The organism is Desulfoluna butyratoxydans (assembly GCF_900699765.1).
GTDB classification, from domain to species: domain Bacteria; phylum Desulfobacterota; class Desulfobacteria; order Desulfobacterales; family Desulfolunaceae; genus Desulfoluna; species Desulfoluna butyratoxydans.
In genome coordinates, this window is sequence record NZ_CAADHO010000001.1 from 414,294 (window position 1) to 437,094 (window position 22,801).

The following is a 22,801-nucleotide window of genomic DNA, read 5'->3' on the forward strand; positions in this document are numbered from 1 at the left end:
GGATTCACAATGAATTGCGACAAGTTTAAAGACGAATGCGGTGTCCTGGGTATCTTCTCCAAGACAAGCCGAAACCTTTCACGCCGGGTCGCCTTCGGACTCATCTCCCTGCAGCACCGGGGCCAGGAGAGCGCCGGCATCGCCGCCTACGACGAAGGCAAGGTCCGCCACTACAAAGAGATGGGCCTGGTCCAGGACGTCTTCAACAACGACATCCTGGAAACCCTCAAGGGCACCATCAGCGTAGGCCACGTGCGGTACTCCACCACAGGGGAGTCCCACGTCTCCAACGCCCAGCCCCTGGTCATCAACTACCGGGGGGGCAGCATCGCCCTGACCCACAACGGCAACCTGGTGAACGCCGACAAGATCCGGGACGAACTGGAACTCTCCGGCTCCATCTTCCAGACCTCCATCGACACCGAGGTCATCGCCAACCTCATCGCCAAGAACTACTCCCTGGGCTTTAAGGACGCCATCCTCAAGACCGTCCGGGAGATCAAAGGGGCCTTTGCCCTGGTCATCGTCTGCGAGGGCAAGCTCATCGGCGTGCGGGACCCCAACGGCCTGCGCCCCTTATGCATCGGCAAACTCCCCGACGGCGGCCTGGTCCTCTCCTCCGAGAGCTGCGCCCTGGACGTGGTGGGCGCCGAGCTCGTGCGGGACGTGAAAAACGGCGAGATGGTCATCATCGATGAAAACGGCATGGAGTCCATCATCTACGACGACAGCCAGCGCGTGGCCCACTGCATCTTCGAATACGTCTACTTTGCACGCCCCGACAGCGTCATCGACGGGGTCAGCGTCTCCAGCTCCCGCCGCAGCGCCGGTAAAACCCTGGCCCAGGAGCACCCCGTGGACGCCGACATCGTCATCGCCGTGCCCGACTCCGGCATCGACGCGGCCATCGGCTTCGGACAGGAGTCCGGCATCCCCTACGGCATCGGCCTCATCAAGAACAAATACATCGGCCGCACCTTTATCCAGCCCGACCAGGAATCCCGGGAGCTGGCCGTCCGCCTCAAGCTCAACGTTCTCAAAGAGAACGTCAAGGGCAAGCGCGTGGTGGTGGTGGATGACTCCATCGTCCGCGGCACCACCAGCCGCAAAATCGTGGATGCCTTAAGAAAGGCAGGCGCCACCGAAGTCCACATGCGTGTAAGCTCGGCCTCGGTGAAATTCCCCTGCTTCTTCGGCATCGACACCCCCAACCGCCAGCAGCTCGTGGGCTCCTCCAAGAGCGACGAAGAAGTACGCGAACTCATCGGCGCCGACTCCCTGGGCTACATCAGCGTAAAAGGCCTTCTTGAGTCTGTGGGCAAGACCAACTGCGACATGTGCACCGCCTGCTTTGACGGCGACTACCCCATGGACGTCCCTGAAGAGGTCAACAAACTCATGTTCGAATAGCAGGGGATAAATCCCCTGGTTCGCAAATGCTCCTGGCCTCGTTCCTCGGCCGTCACATTTGCTTACGGGCTTCGCCCGTGGATTTTCCCGGCATCATCATGGGTGCAGAAGAAAATGAAACAACCAGAGCCGTTATTTACGGGCGCAGCCCGTCAGCGAATGTGAACAACCCGAGGAACGAGGGTTGTGAGCATTCGCATTATGGGGTCCAGGGGATCATCCCCTGGCCGCCGGAGGCTGTTTTTTTACCCTAAAGAATTCCATCCTAATATTGAGGATAAAGATATGAGCGAGAAAACGAAACTGACGTATGCTGATGCAGGCGTGGATATTGAAGAGGGCGCTGCGGCCGTTGAGAAGATGAAAGCCTATGTACAGGAAACCTTCACCAAGGGTGTCCTGGGTGGCCTGGGCGGGTTTGGCGGGCTCTTTGAGCTGGATCTGGAGGGCTACAAAAAGCCGGTGCTGGTCTCCGGTACCGACGGGGTGGGCACCAAGCTGAAAATCGCTTTTCTCACGGACGTCCACGATTCCGCCGGCATCGACCTGGTGGCCATGTGCGTCAACGATATCCTGGTCCAGGGCGCCAAGCCCCTCTTCTTCCTCGACTACATTGCAACGGGCCGCATCAGCTCCGACAAGGTGGCCGACATCGTCAAGGGCATTGCCGAGGGCTGCAAGCAGTCCGGGGCCTCCCTCATCGGCGGTGAGACCGCTGAGATGCCCGGTTTCTACACCGACGACGAGTACGACATCGCGGGCTTTACCGTGGGCATCGTTGAAAAAGAGAAGATCATCGACGGCAGCAAGATCAAGGAGGGAGACGTCCTCATCGGCCTGCCCTCTTCGGGCATCCACTCCAACGGCTACTCCCTGGTGCGCAAGCTCTTCTTCGACGTCCTGGAGATGAAGGTAAGCGATCAGGTGGACGAGCTGGGCATGACCCTGGGCGAGGCCCTCATCGCCCCCACCAAGATCTACGTCAAAGAGATCCTGGAGATCCTTGCCAACCACCCGGTCAACGGCATGGTCCACGTCACCGGCGGGGGCTTTACCGAAAACATCCCCCGGGTCCTGCCCGAGGGCCTGGGTGCCGATATCACCATGGGCAGCTGGGAGATGCATCCCCTCTTCCCCCTGATCTAGGAGAAGGGCAACATCGACGAAGCCGAGATGTTCAAGACCTTTAACATGGGCATCGGCTTTATCCTCGCCGTGGACCCGGCAGAAGCCGACGCCGTCATGGCCACCATCGATGCCATGGGCGAAAAAGCCTACCGCGTCGGCACCGTCACCCAGGGCGAAGGGGTCCGGTACATCAAGTAAAAAAACGGTTGTAACTATTCAGCTCAAACAAGCCTCCGGCGGCCCTGCCGGGGGCCAACCTTATTAGCCTGATTTATAAAACCGGGTTTGACAAACAGGTATTCAGCAAGCCTTTCCTGGCTCCGCCGAAATAATGTCCACTTTTTCACATTGGAAACGTTTTTTGCGGAGCTTTTTTTTAAAAAAAGCGACCCGCCGGAGGCAAGCTGAACAGTGACAAAACCGGTAACAAAGTGGGTCTCTTTGCCACAGAACAACAGAATGGAACCCTCCATCCCCTCGCACCCGAACCACCTTTTTTCACCATGCCACCCCCCGCCATCTGCGGCGATACGCCTTCCCAGCCACTTTTTCTCCCAAGACACCCATTGAATTTTTTCTTCATTATCTTCGGTATTTTGGTATCATTGAGCGTACCGTTTCCCGGGGTGACCGTCACCACACCCGAACGTTTCTGAAACGCGTTGCCGCTCGCCAGCGCCAAAGCGCCCCGCACCCTGCCTTTTTTCCATGAAAACCCTGCGGCTCAATCCGCGCATGGCGTGCCTTCCCACAACAGATAACCGCAACCATCATGAAAGACCACTTGCCATGAAACACTACGCTGTCGGTTTTGACATCGGTACGGATTCTGTGCACTCGGTTGTTCTGACGCCCCGGTTGGAGGTGGAGTACGCCCCGGAGGCCCTGATGCACTTCGGCAACCCCGCAGACGCCCTTAAAGAGATATTTGACGAAATCATCTCTCGCTACGGCCAGGAGAACATCGCCACCACGGCCTTTACCGGAAGCGGCGGCGAATACTTTGCCCAGGCCCTGAAGGTCCCCTTTTTCTACGACACCCTCACCATCCCCGCCGGCGTGGGTCTCATTGCGCCGTGGGCCGACCACATTTTTCACATCGGGGCCAAGGATCCTTACTATTTCAAGCGGGAGACCATCCAGGAGGCAAACGGATCCAGGGCTTTTGTGCCGGACCACGCCACCGGCACCAAATGCGGCGGGGGCAGCGGCATCCTCATGGCCAAGCAGTGCCGCCGATTTTTTGAAGGGGAGGTGCCCGTCAGCCTGGGGGACGACCGCAAAACCAACCGGGCTCTTCTCCAGCAGCAACTGGAGACCATCTTCGGCAAAGCCGAAGGGGCCTTGGGGGCGGCCACCCGGGACATCGACGTGGGGGGCCGTTGCGGGGTGGTGATCCAGTCCGACATGATTCACCTTCAGAACCGGGGGGAAGAGATCCCCAACATCCTGAAAGGCCTGTGCGACCGCATCGTCAAAAACTACCGGTCCGATGTCCTCAAAACCAGGGCCTTCGGCGAATCCGAGCGGGCCGTAGTCACCGGGGGGATCTTCGGAAACCACCACCTGGTGGCCCTCCTCGCCCGTACCTTAAACCTCTCCATTGAGGTGCCCGAACTCTTCCGCAGTGCAGGTGCCATCGGAGCCGTGATCTGTGCCGGGCATGTTCCGGCCACCTTCCGAAGCGAGGCCCTTACCGCCCTGTCCCAGGCGGAAAAGAGCACCATCAAGACCGCCCCTGCCCTCTCCACGGCCCTGGACAAGGTGCGCATCTACGACGAACCCGTCCGCACCACCAAAATCAGGGACCTGTCGGTGTTCGACACAGACGGCCCTGCCCACCGAGAAGTCATCCTGGGCATGGACGGCGGCTCCACCACCACCAAGGCCATTGTGGCCGACGCCTCAACCCTTGCCATCGTGGCTGAAATCTGTCTCAACACCAACGGCCGTCCCCTTCAGGCCGCAAAGGAGATCTTCCGACAGATACGGGGCACCCTGGGAAACGATCTCACCATCCGGGCCGTGGCTTACACGGGCTCGTCCGGGGCCTTCTACCACAAGCTCTTCACCGACACGGGGAAAAACCCGGACCTCGCGTCCATGGACATCGTCAAGGACGAGATCACCTGCCACGCCTACGGGGTAAAACACTTCAACGACAAGGTGGACACCATCTTCGAGCTGGGGGGCCAGGACGCCAAGTTCACCCTCTTCAACACGGACGGCACCGTCAAAAAATCCCGCATGAACTTAAGCTGCATGGCCGGCACCGGCCAGACCATGCAGAACATGGTGGAGATGATCGGCCTGGATATCGGCACGAGCTTCCATGAGTACGCCTTAAGGGCCGAAAGGACCCCCATCGTGGACGACACCTGCGGCGTCTTCACCGAGGCCGGCATCGCCCGCCTCGTGGCCCTGGGATTTCCCAAGGAGGAGGTGGCCGCGGCCATCGCCTACGGGTTCATGGGGGGCTACGTCAACAAGTTCATCGGCAACGAGCCCTTCGGCGAGTTCGCCTCGGCCCAGGGCGGCCCCTTCAAGGGCAAAGCCTGCCTTGCCGCCCTCTCCCTGCACACGGACATGGAGGTGCACGCCTTTCCCCACCGTCAGCTCTTCGGCGCCCTGGGGGCCGCCATTGCCGCCCACCAGGCCTTGGAGACCTGCCGCAAAAAGGGAATACCTGCGGACTGCAAATTCAGGGGCCTGGGCCTTGCCGACACCGAGTTCACCACCTCCGAGGCCCTCTGCAGCCGCCTGGTCCCAGACTCCTGTTCCTTGAAAGACTGCAAACTCCAGGTCTACACCGTGGGCCACGATCGGGTCCTCTCGGGCGGGGCCTGCCCCAAGGGAAACACGGACTCGGGCTCGGCCAAGGCGCCGGACTACGTGGCCAAGTACAAGAAGATCATGAACCGCCACCTCCAGCGGTTTACGACGCCCCTGGACGCGCCCTCGGACACGGAGCGGGTCCTGATCCCCCGAAGCCTCACCTTCCTTAACGAAAAAGGGATCTTTTACGCGGCCCTTTATCATTCCCTGGGCTTTGAGGTGGCCCTCTCCCCGGAGTCCGACGACCGGATCACAAACTTGGGGATCCACTACTCCCACTCCGAGACCTGCTTTCCGGTGAAACTGGCCCACGGCCACGCCGCCTTTCTCAAAGAGCACGTCCGGCAAGGAAAGGACAAAATCCTGCTGGTCAACGCCATCGGCGCCCTGTGGGAGAAAAACCGATTCTGCCCCTATGTGGCCGGAGACGGATTCCTGGCCAAAGATGCCGTGGGCATTGCCAACGGGGACGTGCTGCTTCCGGTGCTCCACTTCGATGATCCGGCCCACCCCCTGGAAAAGGCGGTGTGGGAGGACCTCTCCCGGGTGTTCGGCACCCGCTTCACCCTGGGCCGGGTGTTCGAGGCCGTGGAAAGTGCCCGCAAAGCCGAGGCCGAATGCCTCTTTGACATCTACAGCCGGGGAGAAAAGATCATCGCAGGGCTTACGGCCAAGGGGGAAAACATCTTCATGGGCATCGGCCGGGGCTACACCCTGCTGGACAACAAGGCAGGATCCCGTATCCACGAACTCTTCGCCTCCCACGGTCTTCACTTTGTGCCCGCCTTTTTCACCAGGCCCCCGGAGTTCGATATCAACGACATTGCTGAAAACATGTACTGGGTCCAGGGCAAAACCATCATCCGGTACACCCTGGAGACCGCCCTGGGACCGAATCTCTACCCGGTGCGGGCCACCAACTTCAACTGCGGCACCGACTCCATCCTCCTCTACCATGAGGAGGCCATCATGAACAAAGCGGGGAAACCCCACCTGATCCTCCAGACCGACGGCCACTCCAGCAACGCCCAGTTCGGCACCCGCACCCTGGCCAACAACGAGGTGGTGAAAACCCATCGGCCCAAACCCGTTCGCTTAGGGGACTTCCGGCGAAACATCCGCCCGGTGGTTCTCAAAAACAAGCGCATCGGCATTCCCTACATGGGGGACAACTCCCATGTGCTGGCCGCCACCTTCCGAAGCATGGGCTTCACCGCCGAGGTCATGCCCACCCAGACCGGCAGGGCCCAGGAGATTGCCCGCAAGATGGTGGGCACCAATACCTGCATGCCCTTTGCCTACCAGGTGGGGGACTGCCTGGCGTGGCTCTACAGCCTCATGGACCAGGGCATCAACCCCAACACCGAAGCCGTGGTCTTCCAGCCCATGGCCCAGGGCCCCTGCCGGTTCGGCCAGTACCATGTGATCTTAAAGCAGCTCTTCCGGGAAAACGGCCTGGGCAACGTGGACATCCTGAGCCCGGATGCGGAAAAGGATTACACCAACGTGCCCGTCTCCGACTGGGAGATCCTGAAGCAGGCGGCCGGGCTCTTCAAGGGAACCTCCTGCCTGGACATCCTGGGCAACGCCCTGTTGCGGACACGGCCCTACGAGAAAGAGGCGGGGTCGACCCAGGCCCTCTACGACAGCCTCACCGACGAGCTCTACGCCATGGTGTTCCGGCGCGCCGGCTCCAAGGCCTTTGTGGCGTTCATGGCCCGGGCCCAGGAAGGATTTCAGGACCTCATCGACCCGGGCATCCCCAGAAAACCCGTGGTGGTCATCAACGGAGAGATCTTCGTAAGGCTCCACCGCAACGCGAACCAGGAGTCCATCCTGCTTCTGGAAAAATACGGGCTGGAGGTGATGCTCTCCCCCCTGGGCCAGTGGATGGGGTACACCAACAAGACGGCCATCCAGGAGTTCAAAAAAGCCTACAACTGGAAACGCCTGGTCCTGTCCATGATCAAAAAAAGCTACATGCAGAGCCGGGGCAAAAAACTCACCGCTCCCTTCCGGGACTTTCTCAAAGGCAGGGAGAGCCACGACTCCGAGCACCTCCTCAGCCAGATCCAGAAAGACCTGGTATACGACCGGCACATCCAGGGAGAATCGCCCATTTCCATCGGCGAGGCCTACCTCTTCACCAAAGGAGAGATGCCCCGCATCAGCGGCATCTACCACGTGGGCCCCTTCGGGTGCATGCAGGAGACAGCAGCCACCTCCCAGATCCAGTCCATCACCCAAAGGCACAGGATGCACGCCGGCTCTCCGTCCGATCGCATCGTGCCCTTCATGGACGCGGTCTTCGGGGATTCGGAGCTGCCCAACCTGGAAGCGGAAATCGCCGCCTTTGCCCAGAAGTGCTACCTGAAACAGGAGATGCAGGGAAATCAGGGGATAGGGGATAGGGGATAGGGGATAGGGGATAGGGGATAGGGGATAGGAAAAATGCTGTATGATAGGCCCCTTGGTAAAGAAAAACCAAGGTCATGAGAAAAAAAAGATAGAGGCTTCGGGCGCCTGACCGTATACTGACGCATCAACAGCCAACAGAGAGGACCGACACATGACATTCGCACGCACCCTGGCAGCTTTCACCCTCATGGCCCTTCTCGCCCTGCCCGTCCCCTTCGCCCATGCCGCCTCAAAGGGACAGACCGTCTATGTTCCGGTCTACTCCCATATCTACAGCGGGAACATGGGAAAGCCCTTTGACCTGGCCGTGACCTTGAGCATCCGCAACACCGACCCCCACAGCCCCATCACCATCAACCGGGTGGACTACTACGGCTCCGACGGCAAACTCCTCAGGCGCCACGTCAGCAAGCCCCAGACCATCGCGCCCCTGGCCGCCACCCGCTTCATCCTCAAAGAGTCCGACAAGACCGGAGGCTCCGGCGCCAGCTTCATCGTCTCCTGGGAAGCAGGCAGCCCCATCTCTCCGGCCCTCATCGAGACCATCATGATCAGCACCCGGGCACAGCAGGGTATCTCCTTTACCTCAAGGGCCCAAGTCATCCGGGAAAAATAACCCTGTGTTTCGCGAATGCTCCACCCCTCGTTCCTCGGGGTGTCGCATTCGCTTACGGGCTGCGCCCGTGGGCAGTGGCTTGGGTATTCATGGTCAAAAAACGTCAACCGATTCTGGTAAAGCAATAGCACCGCTTCCTCGTTCCCAAGCTCCGCCTGGGAATGCTCCCCGGAGGCTCTGCCTCCATCTTTTGATGCCACCGAAGCCTGTGAGCCCCCCACTGTTTGATTTCATACATCGGCAAGGCAGAGCCTTGCGCCCGACACTCCCAGGCAGAGCCTGGGAGCGAGAGTAAGGAACTCACAACGGCGTAACGAAAAAATGCCCCCGGCAAATCCCAGGAGGCATTCAGATGAAAACCCATTCCGAAAAAGTAACGGCACCGCCTCCTCGTTCCCAGGCTCCGCCTGGGAATGCTCCCCGGAGGCTCAGCCTCCGTCTTTTGATGCCACCGAAGCCTGTGAGTCCCCCCACTGTTTAATTTCATACTCCGGCAAGGCAAAGCCTTGCGCCCGACACACCCAGGCGGAGCCTGGGAGCGAGAGTAAGGAACTCACAACGGCGTAACGAAAAAATGCCCCCGGCAAATCACCGGAGGCATTCAGATGAATACCGGTTCTACAAAGTAACAGCACCACGTCCTCACCCGGCCAAATCTTGTGACAATACGCATACAGTCACCAGCGTTGGTGGCGGGCGAAGCCCGCGGCGAACGCCCTTGCGATTTGCCCTGAGGAACGAAGGGCGAAACGCAAGGGCAATCAGCTTTCGAGGTGGCTCACCTCGCCGCCGGAGGCTGTTTTTTCCTCCCTGAGCCCTTGTCTCACTTAAGGCGTCCACCCCAGCCCCACCCGTTTGGCCGTAATGCGTCTGTCCAGGCGTTCAGCGGCCTCTTCCGGATCTTTTTCAATGATAAACCGCGCGCCCACAAGGTCTTCAAGGCCTTCGGTGGCGAGGTGTGTCACGGTGTCGGAGCCCAGGATATTGGGGGGATGGCCCAGGTGGGTCTCGATGCCTGAGGCCACGGCGTAGAGACCGATGGCGGCGGCTTTTTCCGAGTACCACTCCGGGGAGGAGGCGGCCACGGGAAGGTCGGAGATATCCACCCCGCAGGTCTCGGCAAGGAGGGCGCAGAGCTGGAGGATGCGGGCGTTGTCCACGCAGCTGCCCATGTGGAGCACCGGGGGGATGCCCAGGGATCCGCACACCTCTTTGAGCCCGGGACCGGCCATGTCGATGCCCTCGGGCACGAGGAGTCCGGCCTTGCCTGCGGCGGTGGTGACGCAGCCCGTCACCAGCACGAGGATGTCCTTTTTAATAAGGGCCTTTGCCAGGCCCACGTTAAGGGCGTCCTGGGTGAACTTGGGGTTGTTGCATCCCACGATGCCCACCACGCCACGGATGGCACCTCGCTCCATGGCCTCGATGAGGGGATCGGGGGTGCCGCCCACGGCCGCCAGGATCGCCTCGTTGGAGAACCCGGTCATGATGGGGACCTGCGCGTCGGGGATGTCTACCCTGGAGGCATCCCGCTCAGCAAAGGCATCCACGGCCATGGAAACGATCTCCGTGGCCTTTTCCATGGCGTTTTCCGGATGAATGTCAAAATGGGTGGCCCCTGTAAAACGCGCTTTGCCCGAGGTGGTGATAAACCGGGTGTGGTAGCAGCCGGAGATCTGGACCATGCTGGGCATGATGCACTGATAGTCCACCACCACGGCTTCCACGGCGCCGGTGACAATGGAGAGTTCGGTCATGAGGTGGTTCCCGGCCATGGGAATCCCCTGGCGCATCAGCAGCTCGTTGCCCGTGCAGCACAGGCCGCAGACGTTGATGCCGGACGCCCCGACTGCCCGGGCCCGGTCCACAAGCTCCGGCAAGCGAGCCGCGGCAAGAATCATCTCAGAGACCACGGGATTGTGGCCGTGAGCCAGGATGTTGACCTGGTCTTTCTTGAGCACCCCCAGGCTGGCCGTGGACTTGGACGGCGTGGGCGTGCCGAAGATAATATCCGAAAGCTCGGTGCCGATCATGGACCCGGCCCATCCGTCGGCAAGGGCCGTGCGCGCCGCGTGGATCAGGGTGCTCGGGGCGTCGTTGTCGCAGCCCATGTGGGTTCGGTGCATCATCTCGGCGATCTCACGGTCCACGCCCCGGGGGGTCATGCCCAGCTCTTTCCAGGTCTCGCGCCGACGTGCAGGCACCCTCTGTAAAAATGCCACCTCGGCCTTACGGCTCCCGAAATCCCCGAAGAGCACCTCGGCAAGGTCCCCGGCAATCTCCGTGTCAGGACGATCCCCTGTCTCCACGCCCAGCTCCCCGGCAATGCGCATGAGCTTGTCCCGGTCCCGGATCCCGTAGTCCGGGCACTGGCCCTCGGCCACCCCGGCCAGCACCTCGATGAGGTCCCGGCCGTGGTCGGAGTGACCCGCAGCCCCGCCGGCGATAAACCGGCCGAAGTTGCGGGCCACCACCACATCTGCGTCGGCGCCGCACACGCCCCGCTGCATCTTGCCGCCCTTTTTCGGGCTGATGCGGCAGGGCCCCATGGTGCAGTTCCGACACGTGGTGCCGAGCTCGCAGAATTTGCAATGGGGGGTTTGCTGTTCAAGGCGCTCCCATGCCGTTTCAATGCCTTCGGTGCGGGCTTTTTTGATCATCGCCCGGGCGTCATCCCACATGGAAAGCTCTTCCACCGTCCGTTTTTCCTTTGCCATGCCGACCTCCTTCATCTCCCGGTGCCCACGCCTCGCAGAACCCTTCCGGCAAGGCCCGCAACACCCCAGAATTAGACCTTCACCCTAGCACAGCCCATGGCCCGGTTCTGTCGGCAAGCCGACATAACCCACCGAAGTAAGATGAATCAACAGGCCAACCAGGGCCAACGCACGTAACAATTCAGTTGCCTCCGGCGGGTCGCTTTTTGAAAAAAGCTCCGCAAGAACGTTCCGGTAAAGCGAAACGCATAAAATATCCGGGCTAAATGCGTTTGCCCTGACGGGCCAACTCTTCCAGCCGTGGGGTGTCTTCGATGCGGTAGACCCCGCGGCCCAGCTTTTGGATGATGCCGGAGCGGCCCATATCCGCAAGGAGGGTGGAGGCGGTCTGGCGGGACATGCCCAGGTGAAGGGCAAGCTCTTCGATGGTCACGGCAAGGCGAACCACGGGCCCTTGTGGCTCATTTCGGGCTTCGGAGAGGAGAAAGGCGGCAAGGCGGGCGGTGCTGTCGCTGAAGACCAGGCTGTCGATGATCTGAAAGGCATTTTTCAAGAGGCCCCCCAGCACCCGCACCATGGCCTGGGTCACGGCCGGGGCCTGCATCATCTCCCGGTGAAAGGTGCCCACGTCCGTGACGAGAAGGGCCCCGTCGGTGAGGGCCACCACATGGGCGCCGGTATGGCTGCTGTAGATATCCCCCGTCTCCAGCACTGCAAAGGTGAACTCTTTTTCCTCATAGGCCCTGAACACGCGCAGGCGTCCTTCAGCCACCACAAACACCTCGTTGGGGGAGTCCTCGGGAAAGGCGATGGTTTCGTTTTTCACATAGCGCCGCCTTCGAAAGGCTTTTTTCATGGATGCATACTCGGGGCGTTCCAGCTCCTCAAGCAGACTCATCGTTGATATTTTCATGCCGGTCCGACCTCCTCATCCCAGGGGAAAAACAGTAGATCTATGGGTGCGCTCGACTCGTGAAATATCCGGGGTTACCTTTTGACTATCCAAAAAAGACCAACGTGTTGTCAACTTGATGTTCCCGTTTTATTCCCTTTTCCGGGCTTTCACGGAAAAAAACAGCAAAAGTTAAAATTGGTGGCGATTGCGTACCTCTGATTTCTCACAAAACAGCCCCGTATACTCAGGAATCTATTTCTATGTGCGAATCGCGTTACCACATATTAACGACGTGTATTTATTGTGAATATATTGAATTTCTCTCACCTTGCGTGTATAACGGTTCCTTTATTTGTGACTGTTTTCTGGTGTAATCATTTTTATTCTCGGTGCGACACGTGGTTTTCAAGGGAACACCGTTGTTCCCGGCACACCGAACCGCAAGTAAGGAGGGCCAGATGAGCGAGCGAGTAGAGCGTGAATATGAACTGAAAAGAGCCGGCGCTGCGGAAGCCATGGCGGGAGTGACATCGGGCGACCGAATCTTTTACGGGGAGTTCACCCTCTTCCCGAGATTGTGCGATGCCGCCCTGGCCGCCCAGAAAGACCGGGTCACCGGAGTCAACGTGGACAGCGTCTGCTTCACCCAGATGCCCAAAGTGGCCGAGGTGGACCCCGAAGGCAAACACTTCATCCTCAACGACTGGCACTTCGGAGGCGTCAGCCGAAAACTTCACAAGCAGGGCCGCTGCAACTACATCCCCCTGACCTATCACCAGGGCCCCCGCATCATGCGGAAGTACCAGGACTACGACATCGTCGTCCTCACCACAGGTCCCATGGACGAGCGGGGCTACTTCAACTACGGCCTCTCCAACTCCATGAGTTCCGCGGCCGTGGACAAGGCCCGCCGCGTGGTGGTGGAGGTGAACCCCAACGTGCCCAACTGCCTGGGCGGCAACCAGGAATCCATCCACATCAGCCGTGTGGACGCGGTGGTGGAGGGTCGCACCGACACCCTCGTGGAGGTCCCCGGAGCCAACGCCTCGGACATCGACAGGGCCATTGCAGCCCACATCATGGAGGTCATCGAAGACGGCTCCTGTCTCCAGCTGGGCATCGGCGCCCTGCCCAACGTCATCGGCAGCATGCTGGCGGAAAGCGACCTCAAGGACCTGGGGGTTCACACCGAGATGCTGGTGGACTCCTGTGTGGATCTTTATGAGTGCGGCAAGATCACCGGGGCCAGGAAAGTCATCGACAAGTACAAGATGGCCTACACCTTTGCCATGGGCACCCAGAAGCTCTACGACTTCCTCCACAACAACCCCACCTGCGCCTCCTATCCGGTGCACTACATCAACGACCCCAAGATCGTGGCCTTGAACCCCAAGGTGGTGGCCGTCAACAACGCGGTGGCCATCGACCTCTTCAGCCAGGTCTGCTCCGAATCCGCAGGCACCCGCCAGGTCTCGGGTACCGGGGGACAGCTCGACTTCATCTTCGGCGCCTTCGGCTCCAAGGGCGGCAAGGGGATCATCGGTATCAGCTCCACCTACACGGACAGCAAAGGGGAGGTACACTCCCGCATCAACCCCACCCTGGCCCCGGGTTCCATTGTCACCCTGCCCCGCTCCCTGGTCCAGTACGTGGCCACCGAATACGGTATGGTACAGCTCAAGGGCAAGTCCACGGTGGAGCGGGCCCAGGCCCTCATCAGCATTGCCCACCCCGACTTCCGTGACGAGCTCGCCAACCAGGCGGCTGCCATGGGAATCGGATAAGGTCGCGAATGCACTTGAACACCTTGCCCGTCCAACCTGCAGGCGGCCGTTTCCTCAAGGAACGGTCGCCCGCGGGCGTCCCCATGTGAAGTCGTGAATCCCAATAGGAAACAAAATCACCTTGTGGTATCGTGGGCCCGACACAAAGACGGCCTCAACCACAGGAACCCCACGGGATGACACACCAAACCGCCATGATTTACGACCAGGACGATTTTTACGACGAAACCTTCACCCATGTGGACGCCACGGGCGCCAACCTCTCCGGCAAGGTCTTCGAAGGGTGTGCCTTCGAACATTGCACCTTTGCAGACACCACCCTCACCAACACCACCTTTGAAGACTGCACCTTCCTCTCCTCCTCCCTGATGATGTCCGAGGTGCTGCGTACCACCTTTGACGGGGTCCGGTTCGAGGCATGCAAAATCGCAGGCATCAACTTCAGCACCCTTAACGATTTCTGCATCAACCTGGCCTTTGCCGGGACCAGGCTCATCTCCTGCACCTTCACCGGCCTCGACCTCAGGAAAACCCCCTTTGCAAACTGCACCATCGAAGAGACCAACTTCCGTGAGTGCACCCTCAGGGACACTGATTTTACCAACGTCCAGTTCCGCGCCACCACCTTCTCCAGCTGTGCCTTCAAAGATGCCGACTTCAGGGGCGCCGCAGGCTTCATCATCAACCCCTGCCACAACAACCTCAAAGGGGCCATCTTCGACCGGGGAAACGCCTTCCAGCTCCTCCAGCCCTTCGGCATCGTCCTCGGTTAGCCCACAGGTTAAAACGGATGGAAAAAGCAGGCACAGGCCTCCGGCGGCAAGGTGGGGGCACCTTGAAACCCTATGGCGAATGCATGAAGGCAGCCATTCTGCCTGCGTTATCGGGACATTCGCGTGTTGTGTGACATCCGGCAACCGTCTTTGCAGGAGAGGCCCATTTCATTCTTCTAAAAACACGATGCAGAACTTTTGGGATTCGCTTGACTTTAACCGGAATAACTCCGGCGGCGAGGTGAGCCACCTCGAAAGCATATTGCCCTTGCGCTTTGTCCCTCGTTCTTCGGGCCAAAGCGCAAGGGCCTTCGGCTCGGGCTTCGCCCGACATGAACGCTGATGGTTTATGCTGGCTGACACACAAGCTTCGAATCAACAGGATACGTTGTCGTCGCTTGTCCGTTACCGAATTTAACCGCACTACCTCCGGCGGAAAGGTGGGGGCTCCTGGAAGCCCTCTGGCGAAGGCATGAAGGAAACCATTCTGCCCGCGTTATCGGGGCATTCGCATGATGTGTGACATCTGGCAACCGTCTTTGCAGGAGAGGCCCGTAAGTATTCTCCCCCGAACGCCTTTGTCCCCCTGGAGCGCCGCACTTTGTGCGGCACGCATAACGACGGACTAAAAAGCCGCACCGGAGTGCGGCGCTCCGTTTCGATCGATTTTTCTCGTTTTTTTTTCACTATTCGGGGCACCTCCGGCGGAGTCACCAGAGACTTTTTTCAGCTGCACAGTCCCAGTAAAAGGGGATCATGAAAGCTCAGGAGGGGGGAATTACGGGGCTTTGTTGTTGGTGCGGTAGACAAAGGCAAGGAGTTCGGCCACCACGGCGTAGATCTCTTCGGGGATCTCCATGTCAAGGTCCAGGGCTGCCAGGACTTCCACCAGGTCGGGGTCGCTCTGGATGGGCACCCCGTGTTCCCGGGCCAGGTCGATGATCTTTTCGGCCATGGGCCCGCGGCCCTTGGCCTTGACTTTGGGCGCGTTGCCCTCGCCGGTCTTGTACCCTAAGGCCACGGCGGTCTGCCGTTTTTTATCAGATGGAGACATGGAGCCCATCCATTGCATCCACCAGCTCATCCACCAGGGAGGTTCCCGCCATCACGGCCCGGTCCACGCGCTGCACGTTCATCTTTCTCACGGAAAAGCCTCTTTCGGCAAGGCTGTGGTTCAGCATTTCAAGATCATCTGCGAGGAGGGCTTCGGCCTCCGGGGTTGTTACGGAAAAGGTACCGGTCACCGCGCCTTTAAGCAGAGAGATATCGGCCCGGAGTTCTCCGAGGCGGGTGAGGTCCAGAAGCATGGACACCCGTGTCACCCGGTCCTTTGCATCGCCGCCGGAGGCGCCCTCCTCCCCCCGGTCGATGAGGAGCTGGCCAAAACTCAGGTTGCCGTCCATCACAATGGGCAGGGGCAAAAGAAAGCGACCGGACACCTCGCCGGTGGCGCGGTTCACCACCTGGAGTTTTTCAATGCCGTCGATAAGGGCCTTCACCGCTTTTCCCATGGGTTCTTCCCGTTTCACGGCCCGGGAAAGCTTCAGGGAGAGTCCCTTTAAGTCTTCTTCGCCTTCTCCCCCGCCCTGCATGAGGTTGTGTTCATGCATGAGGCCGGACTGGCGCACCATGCGCCGAATATCTTCCACGCCGCTCTTTCCGGGTTTTACGGCAATCTGGGAGACAAAGCGCTGGAGTTTTTCTTTAAGGTGGGTGGCGGCGGTGGCTCCCTTGGCCGGAAGGTCGGTGCCAAAGAGGGTAAACAGATGTTGGAACGGTCCCTGGCGGCCCAGGTTTCGAAGGGCCACAAGGTAGCGGCCCACGGGATGATTTGCAAAGGTCAGGCGGCGCAGGGCGATGTGCTCTGTGCCCACATCGGTGACGCGCATGCGCATGAGGGCCCCGCTCTTCATGGGCTGGTTCACGGTGGCCTCCACCTCACGCTTGCCGATCTTAAGGGTGGCGGTGCCGTCGGGGTTGGCCTGAACCACCCGGGCCCTCACCACCCGTCCCGGTGCCAGGGGCCGAGGCCCGGCGGGTTTTCCGCTTCCAAATCCAAAAAAAGAGACCATTGCCTGTGCCCGTCAACGCGTGTCGTGTGATCCGGCAGCCCGCGGGATGCCCCTGCGCTGCCTTGGCTTTCGTCCGTTGAAGCTGCTTTGTCTCTTTCTTTTCGGTCGTTCCTTTGAAAAACCTTAACGTGAATACCGGGTATTGCCGTGTTTTCAGGCCCATGGGTATTCAGAAATGGGCTACAACCGTGCCATCAGCATCACCCCTGCGCCTGCCAGGCAGTACCAGACCATGGTTTTCACCACCCCGTCCCACCTTGTTCCTCCCCATGTACAGCGCAACTCCGCCTTCATCAACCGGGAATCCTCCGCCGTAAAAAGGGTTTTGATCACCTGCCACACCGCTCCGACTGTTTGTCTCATACCCCACCTCAATGAACGTAAATAATACTGTCTTTACACTACACCGGTGTGGTAATTTTCATCCAATCGTAAGAGCGGATCAGCCTCTTCACAAATCCTGATCAGGGGGAAACCGTGGAAATCTACCAGTTGAAAACCTTTGTGGCGGTGGCGGAAGAAGCCCACCTGACCCGCGCGGCCGAGCGGCTCAACACCAGCCAGCCCGCCGTCAGCGCCCACATCAAGGCCCTTGAAGAGACCCTGGGCACCGCCCTGTTCCACCGCACCCCCAAAGGCATGGTCCTTACCGATGAAGGCAAGGTCTTGAAAGCCTCGGCCGAAGCCATCCTGGAGGCAACCCGCGCCATGGAGCTCCAGGCCCAGAAGCTGCGCCGGGAACTCACCGGCGACCTGCGCATCGGGCTCAACTCAGACCCGTCCGGACTCAAGGTCGCCCCCTTTGCCACCTGGCTCAAAAACCGCCACCCCGGGGTGCACCTCTCCTACCACCAGAGCATTTCCGGCAAAATTCTCCTGGATTTGAAAGCGGGTGTCATTGACGGCGGGTTCTATTACGGATCGTGCCCCCACCACGAGATTTCCGGTCTCTTTCTCAAAGAGATCGACCTGGTGATAGCCGGGCCCGCCGCCTGGGCAGACAGGATCAAAGGAGTGTCCTGGCACGCCATCGCCTCCCTGCCCTGGGTAGGGTTTCCACCCCACTGCCCTTACAACGAAGCCCTGACACCCCTGATGCAGCATGGCGGCATTCGCCCGGGCACGGCCATGCTCTCGGACAACGAGTCCACCATCAGCACCATGGTCCAGTCCGGCATCGGCCTCTCCATCATGCTGCGCGACGAGGCGTTAAAGGCAGAAGAATCAGGCACCCTTGCTGTCTGGGACGGCGAAGACCTGACCCTGCCCCTTTCCTTCGGGTATGCAAAAAAACGGAAAAACGAGCCCGTGATCCAGGCGGCCCTGGAGGGCATTGCAGAAGTGTTCCGAAAAAGCGGGTAAATTAGGTGATAGGTGATAGGTGATAGGTGATAGGTGATAGAAAATACCCCATCGCCTATAACCTATCACCCGTTTTTCCTATCACCTATTTCCTGCCTCACCTCTCCCACCCCAACAGCACCCCGAAGGTCACCATCAGCACCCCGGTGATGCCGTCCATGATGCGGCGAACCCTCTCTTTCATCAGAATGGCCTTGGCGCGGTTCACCATGGCGGCGAGACCCGTCTGCCATACCATGGCGATGACAAAGTGCAGTCCGGCGAGCCCTAAGGCCTGTGCCAGGGCCGGACGGGCCGGGTCGATGAACTGGGGCAGAAAGGCCATGTAAAAGACAATGGGCTTGGGGTTTAAAACATTGGAGAGAAACCCCTCCCGAAGGGAGCGGCCCATGCGAAAGTCACCGAAACCCGGAGGGATCTCTGCTTCCGAAGCCCCGGTCCCTTTGGCAACGGCCGACCGCAGACTCACAATCCCCAGCCAGATAAGGTAAGCGGCCCCTGCGAGTTTGAGCAGTCCGAAGGCCATGGCAGAGTGCAGGAGAATCACTGAGATCCCCACGGCGGAAAAGGCGGCATGGACAAAAAGCCCCGAGCAAATGCCCAGGCTGGTAAAAAAGCCGTCCTTCACGGCGCCCCGGGTGGTGTTGCGGATCACCAGGAGGGTATCGACGCCCGGGGTGACGGTGAGCAGGGTGATGGCGATGGTATAGGCAACCAGGTTGTGTTCCATGGGGATCTCCTCAAATGAATTCAGCTCAGGAGGCCATCATGGGCCAGGGCAGACAAACTGTCAATGAAGGGAAGGGCCCCTTGCAGGGTTAACGCATTTAGATTTTTGCCTCCGGCGGCCCTGCCGGGGACAGATCGTTTGAAACGTTTGACAAACAGGTTTTGTTTTTTGAAGATGCGTCACTACAAAGCAAAGCATAGCCCCTCTTCTTTTTTAATTACCGGAACGCTTTTGCGAAGCTTTTTTCAAAAAACGACCCGCCGGAGGCAAGGCGTCCCCAACAAAAAACGGGCACATGAACTCATGCGCCCGTTCGGGTAAGATGTGGTAACCCGGGCCTTCTCAGCGACTGTCGGGAAGCTGGCCTTTCCACAAGCAGCCGGGGCAGGGCCCGGAGAGAATCCGTGTCGGGATGTTCCCGAAGCGGATCAGAAACCCCAGCAGCAATCGGACCGGTTGTTGTCGTAAGCGCCGGTGGCACTTCGCCGCCGCTCGTTCTCCACCATCACGCCGGTCTGGTATGCCTTCACGCCCTCGTCATGGGGAAGGACGGCGTACCCACCTATCCAGGGCTGCTTATCTGCCAGGACATCCAGCTCTTTCAAGGTTTGCTCCGCCTCCATGACCTGTTCGGTGTTTTCGGAGACATAATCCCGGGGGATATGCACCTTGTTCACGGCGACACGCAGATCGCCGTTGCTCATCTCCTTGGCCTGGACCTTCATCACGTTCCCCTCACCGTTGGTAAAATAGCTGATGCCGTCCAGGCCCGACATCAACGCCTGGGTCCCCAGTTCATGGAGCTCGGTGCCGGGTTGGGCCACCGTGCCCTTGGTAAAGTCAAAAAGCCCTGCAACAGCAGGGCCGGAGGAGAAACTAAACGCCACCATAACAACGGTTACGGTGACGATATGAAACGTTATGCCTTTGAAGGTTCTCATATGATGTTGCCTCTATCTGGGATGTATCAAAGCCGGTGAAACCCGGCCAAACGGTTTATTTCGCGATGCCCGGGGGCACCGATGCCGCAGGGTGTGATGTGCGTCCGGTTGTCATGGGGTCCTGCACCTCATACCTGGTTCGCGGTTGGATTATATGGGTAACGCCAGGGAAGGGTCAGCCGGGTCAAGGGATCACTGGAGGGGGATGCGGAGTCGTGTGGATGTTGTCATGCCGGGTGTCGCATCTCTGCGGAATATGTGCCGCGCTTCCTTCCTGCGGATTGTTATGTCAAATTTACACAGCATTGTCTGTGCAAGGGCAAGGGATTCAGGGGTAAAGATGCGGGCACCATGTTGCCAGGCACCCGTTTATTCGCCCTATGATATTGGGGAGCCCCCGTAAGGGGCTCCCCGGAATCGCCTGCAAAACAGGATCGGCTTAGTTATCGCGCTGATGGTTCCTGTTGAAATCGTTTTCCACCATCACGCCGAGTTTATAGGCCTTCACCCCTTCGTCATGGGGCAGCACTGCGTACCCACCGACCCAGGGCTGTTGCTCGGAGAGCGTTGCCAGGCTGTTCCAGGTGCGCTCTGCCTCAAGGGTCTGATCATGGGTATCGGCGACATAATTTTGCGGGATATGGACACGCCTGACGGCAACACGCAGGTCCCCGTTGGCCATCTCTTTGGCCCGGACCTCCACCACACGGCCTTCACCGTTGGTGAAATAGCTGACACCGCCGAGCCCGCGATCAAGGGCCTCGGTGCCCAGGGCATGAAGGTCACTGCCCGGAGCAGCCACCCTGCCTTGAGTGAAATCAAACAAACCGGCATGGGCCGGTGCGACGGCCATGACAAATGCTGCGATCACGGCGGTGAAAACCACATGCATATAGGCTCTTTTCACGGTCTTCATAACGGGTCCTCCCTTACGCTATACATACCGGTCAACACCGGCTGAATCGTCTACTTGATATGAAACTCTGTATGGGTAAGTGAGGTTACACAAAACGTGCCACGACAGCTTCTCGGCCGCCAGAAAAAAAGCGCCCCGCCAAACAGGGTCATGCGCGTGGGCTCAGGGCAAGGCACCCCGGCGTTCGGCACCGGGGTGGAGAATACTCTTCAAGGGCATGGGGATTATTCTTTAGTTGGAGGGACCGGCATGCGCGCAGCAAGGATCAGCAGCGCCTGCACCGGGACAGGTGGCCCCCATCAGGCCGAAGGGGTGTCGTGTTGCAACGCCATCTCAAAGAAAAGGTGGGGCATGCCGTGGTACTCCCCGTCCAGCTCCGGCCGCCTGGAGAATCCAAAGGCGGTGAGGACATGGCCGGACCTGGCGTTTTCCGGGTCTGTAAGGGACACGATGCGATCCGCCTTCAGCTGATCCCGCGCAAACGCAATGCACATCCGCCCGGCCTCGGGGCCCACACCCTGCCCCCAGCTCTTCTTGCCCAGGATGGCACCCAGCTCGATGGCGTCCACTTCCGAAAGGTACCGAAGCCCGCAGTAGCCCAGGGGTTCGTCGGTCTCTTTCCACGACACCACAAACATCCCGTAGCCAAAATCCCGCCAGTGGTCCATGAGCACCCAGAGGCGCTGAGCCGCCTCCTCTTCGCCAAGGGGGGCATTGTGGGGAGGAATAAAGCGCATCACGTCCTCATCACCATAAAGGGCCACGAAAAAATCGCGGTCCGTTGGCCGGGGGGGACGGAGAGAGAGGCGATCACTGATAAGGGGAAATGAAAATGAAGTCATAGATTATGCCTTGTACGTCGAGTAAAGGTGATTCCGGCATCAACACATCACCACTCACTTGCCATGGATTTCCAATAATGGCAATACCCAGCAGGGTCATCAAAAGCAGGAAAACAGCAAGTCGCCTCACCCTTGCATGTCCAACGCATTTAGATTTTGTCTCCGGTGTTCCTGTACGGGCCGACGGTTTAAGGCAAACGCCAACCAGGTCTACAGGGTTTCGAGATGGCCAACCTCCCTTCCGGAGCCGCTCTCCTGAAGGGGTCTTGTCTTCCAGCGTCGATGGATCCAGAACCACTGATCCGGATAGCGCCGCACCATCTCTTCGATGACTCGGTTAAAGGCCTGGGTGTTCTCCACGAGGTCCTTCTCCGAGTCACCGGTCTTCACCACGGGAACTTCCGGACCGAACTCCGCCCGAAATTTGCCGTTTTCTCGTACCACAAAAAGAGAGATTACGGGCACGTCAGTGGCCATGGCAAAGAAGGCCAGACCTTTATTCGCACTGGCCTTTCTCCCCAAAAAGTCCACAAAAACGCTTTGACGGGGTTTGCTGGCATTTTGATCAATAAGCAGCCCCACGAGATTGCCTTTAAAAAGCTCTTTGCGAATACCATAGACAGCCCTTCGCGTGGGATACATACGGCACCCAAACTTTTGCCGAAGCTCCTTGGTGTATCGGTCCAAAGGCTTGAAATCAAGGGTTCGATACACTGCGGCGGACTGAAAACCGGAAGCCATAATAGCTGGGGCCGCAAGTTCCCAATTACCGATATGAGCCATAACCAGCAAGACCCCTTTCCCTTTCTTGTGGGCATTGATGACGTGGTTCATACCGTAATAACGAAACCGATGGCAGATACTCTCCAATGGCCACCGGGTGCTCTGCCCCATTTCAAAAAGAATACGAACCGTGTTGACAAAATTCAGCTTGGCAAGTCCCGTAAGCGCTTCCTGGTCCATGGAATCACCGAAGACGTGGGTCAGGTTGTCCATGGCCACGGTTCGATGCCGTGTATCGTACTTAAACCAGGCATGTCCGACGAAATGAGCAAGCCGGTTGGCTCGTTGTGGGGGAATCAGCCCGATGAAGGTTATTAATGATCTGATAAGGTGGTAAGTCATGGACTCGATACGGCGTGAAAATTTCATACATCTTCCTTCGTACTGTAAATAGCAGCAAACCGAGTGAACGGTGGTCGATTCTGGCTGCACGGCCTTTCAAACGATCACGTCACCGACGTTTACCCGCATGAGCAACGTGGCAGCGGGGCGTGTACCTGCTGCTCCGGGGTGCGTTGCCATCTCTTCTGACAACGTATTAACCTGTGGGCTATCTTGCAGCCTCGCAATTACCGTTAT

The 22,801-nt window shown here is 59.1% G+C and carries 16 protein-coding genes and 1 pseudogene; 7 read left to right on the forward strand and 10 right to left on the reverse strand.

Translation table 11 applies throughout. The features are described from left to right. Positions 1 to 9: 9 nt before the first annotated feature. The 4 genes and pseudogenes from purF to MSL71_RS01870 all read left to right on the forward strand — a co-directional run bounded on the left by purF (position 10) and on the right by MSL71_RS01870 (position 8,407). A complete protein-coding gene (gene purF, locus MSL71_RS01855; protein ID WP_218950919.1) occupies positions 10 to 1,410 on the forward strand; it encodes an amidophosphoribosyltransferase in 1,401 nt (466 codons plus the stop codon). Positions 1,411 to 1,695: 285 nt separating this feature from the next. Then, a pseudogene (gene purM, locus MSL71_RS01860) lies at positions 1,696 to 2,736 on the forward strand (phosphoribosylformylglycinamidine cyclo-ligase). 591 nt (positions 2,737 to 3,327) lie between these two features. After that, the gene (locus MSL71_RS01865; RefSeq protein ID WP_180136970.1) at positions 3,328 to 7,791 is read left to right on the forward strand and encodes an acyl-CoA dehydratase activase-related protein; all 4,464 of its coding nucleotides are present in this window, start codon (positions 3,328 to 3,330) and stop codon (positions 7,789 to 7,791) included. A gap of 151 nt (positions 7,792 to 7,942) precedes the next feature. Continuing rightward, complete coding sequence (locus MSL71_RS01870; RefSeq protein WP_180136971.1) at positions 7,943 to 8,407, forward strand: DUF3124 domain-containing protein; 465 nt, start codon at positions 7,943 to 7,945, stop codon at positions 8,405 to 8,407. A gap of 827 nt (positions 8,408 to 9,234) precedes the next feature. Here the strand turns inward: MSL71_RS01870 and cooS are convergent. Together cooS and MSL71_RS01880 are read right to left on the reverse strand one after the other, a co-directional pair. Beyond that, positions 9,235 to 11,124: an anaerobic carbon-monoxide dehydrogenase catalytic subunit gene (gene cooS / locus MSL71_RS01875; RefSeq protein WP_180136972.1), complete on the reverse strand. Its 1,890-nt coding sequence runs from the start codon at positions 11,122 to 11,124 to the stop codon at positions 9,235 to 9,237. A 262-nt stretch (positions 11,125 to 11,386) separates the two neighbouring features. Continuing rightward, positions 11,387 to 12,037 carry a Crp/Fnr family transcriptional regulator gene (locus MSL71_RS01880; RefSeq protein WP_180136973.1) on the reverse strand — a complete coding sequence of 217 codons (651 nt, stop codon included), beginning with the start codon at positions 12,035 to 12,037 and terminating at the stop codon, positions 11,387 to 11,389. A gap of 440 nt (positions 12,038 to 12,477) precedes the next feature. Here MSL71_RS01880 and MSL71_RS01885 point away from each other — a divergent pair, with 440 nt between their 5' ends. Both MSL71_RS01885 and MSL71_RS01890 read left to right on the forward strand, forming a co-directional pair. After that, the gene (locus MSL71_RS01885) at positions 12,478 to 13,803 is read left to right on the forward strand and encodes an acetyl-CoA hydrolase/transferase family protein (RefSeq protein WP_180136974.1); all 1,326 of its coding nucleotides are present in this window, start codon (positions 12,478 to 12,480) and stop codon (positions 13,801 to 13,803) included. Positions 13,804 to 13,979: 176 nt separating this feature from the next. Next, positions 13,980 to 14,576, forward strand: a complete 597-nt coding sequence (locus MSL71_RS01890) for a pentapeptide repeat-containing protein (RefSeq protein WP_180136975.1) — start codon at positions 13,980 to 13,982, stop codon at positions 14,574 to 14,576. Between the two features lie 778 nt (positions 14,577 to 15,354). Here MSL71_RS01890 and MSL71_RS01895 read toward each other — a convergent pair. From MSL71_RS01895 to MSL71_RS01905, 3 genes are all read right to left on the reverse strand, one after another. Beyond that, a complete protein-coding gene (locus MSL71_RS01895) occupies positions 15,355 to 15,630 on the reverse strand; it encodes an EscU/YscU/HrcU family type III secretion system export apparatus switch protein (RefSeq protein WP_218950920.1) in 276 nt (91 codons plus the stop codon). Then, complete coding sequence (gene fliK, locus MSL71_RS01900) at positions 15,617 to 16,648, reverse strand: flagellar hook-length control protein FliK (protein WP_180136977.1); 1,032 nt, start codon at positions 16,646 to 16,648, stop codon at positions 15,617 to 15,619. The genes MSL71_RS01895 and fliK overlap by 14 nt, the downstream gene beginning before the upstream one ends. A gap of 180 nt (positions 16,649 to 16,828) precedes the next feature. Continuing rightward, positions 16,829 to 17,011, reverse strand: coding sequence for a hypothetical protein (locus MSL71_RS01905; RefSeq protein WP_180136978.1), 183 nt, complete (start codon positions 17,009 to 17,011; stop codon positions 16,829 to 16,831). 114 nt (positions 17,012 to 17,125) lie between these two features. Here MSL71_RS01905 and MSL71_RS01910 point away from each other — a divergent pair, with 114 nt between their 5' ends. Next, entirely contained in the window at positions 17,126 to 18,010 is an 885-nt protein-coding gene (locus tag MSL71_RS01910) for a LysR family transcriptional regulator (RefSeq protein ID WP_180136979.1), read from the forward strand. Between the two features lie 97 nt (positions 18,011 to 18,107). Here the strand turns inward: MSL71_RS01910 and MSL71_RS01915 are convergent, their stop codons facing one another. The 5 genes from MSL71_RS01915 to MSL71_RS01935 form a co-directional block, all read right to left on the reverse strand. Further along, entirely contained in the window at positions 18,108 to 18,740 is a 633-nt protein-coding gene (locus MSL71_RS01915; RefSeq protein WP_180136980.1) for a LysE family translocator, read from the reverse strand. Positions 18,741 to 19,168: 428 nt separating this feature from the next. Continuing rightward, a complete protein-coding gene (locus MSL71_RS01920; protein WP_180136981.1) occupies positions 19,169 to 19,681 on the reverse strand; it encodes a hypothetical protein in 513 nt (170 codons plus the stop codon). A gap of 439 nt (positions 19,682 to 20,120) precedes the next feature. Further along, on the reverse strand, positions 20,121 to 20,597 hold the full coding sequence (locus MSL71_RS01925; RefSeq protein WP_180136982.1) for a hypothetical protein: 477 nt from the start codon (positions 20,595 to 20,597) through the stop codon (positions 20,121 to 20,123). A 299-nt stretch (positions 20,598 to 20,896) separates the two neighbouring features. Further along, positions 20,897 to 21,439 carry a GNAT family N-acetyltransferase gene (locus tag MSL71_RS01930; RefSeq protein WP_180136983.1) on the reverse strand — a complete coding sequence of 181 codons (543 nt, stop codon included), beginning with the start codon at positions 21,437 to 21,439 and terminating at the stop codon, positions 20,897 to 20,899. A 210-nt stretch (positions 21,440 to 21,649) separates the two neighbouring features. Further along, positions 21,650 to 22,591: a lysophospholipid acyltransferase family protein gene (locus MSL71_RS01935; RefSeq protein WP_180136984.1), complete on the reverse strand. Its 942-nt coding sequence runs from the start codon at positions 22,589 to 22,591 to the stop codon at positions 21,650 to 21,652. Positions 22,592 to 22,801 lie beyond the last annotated feature (210 nt).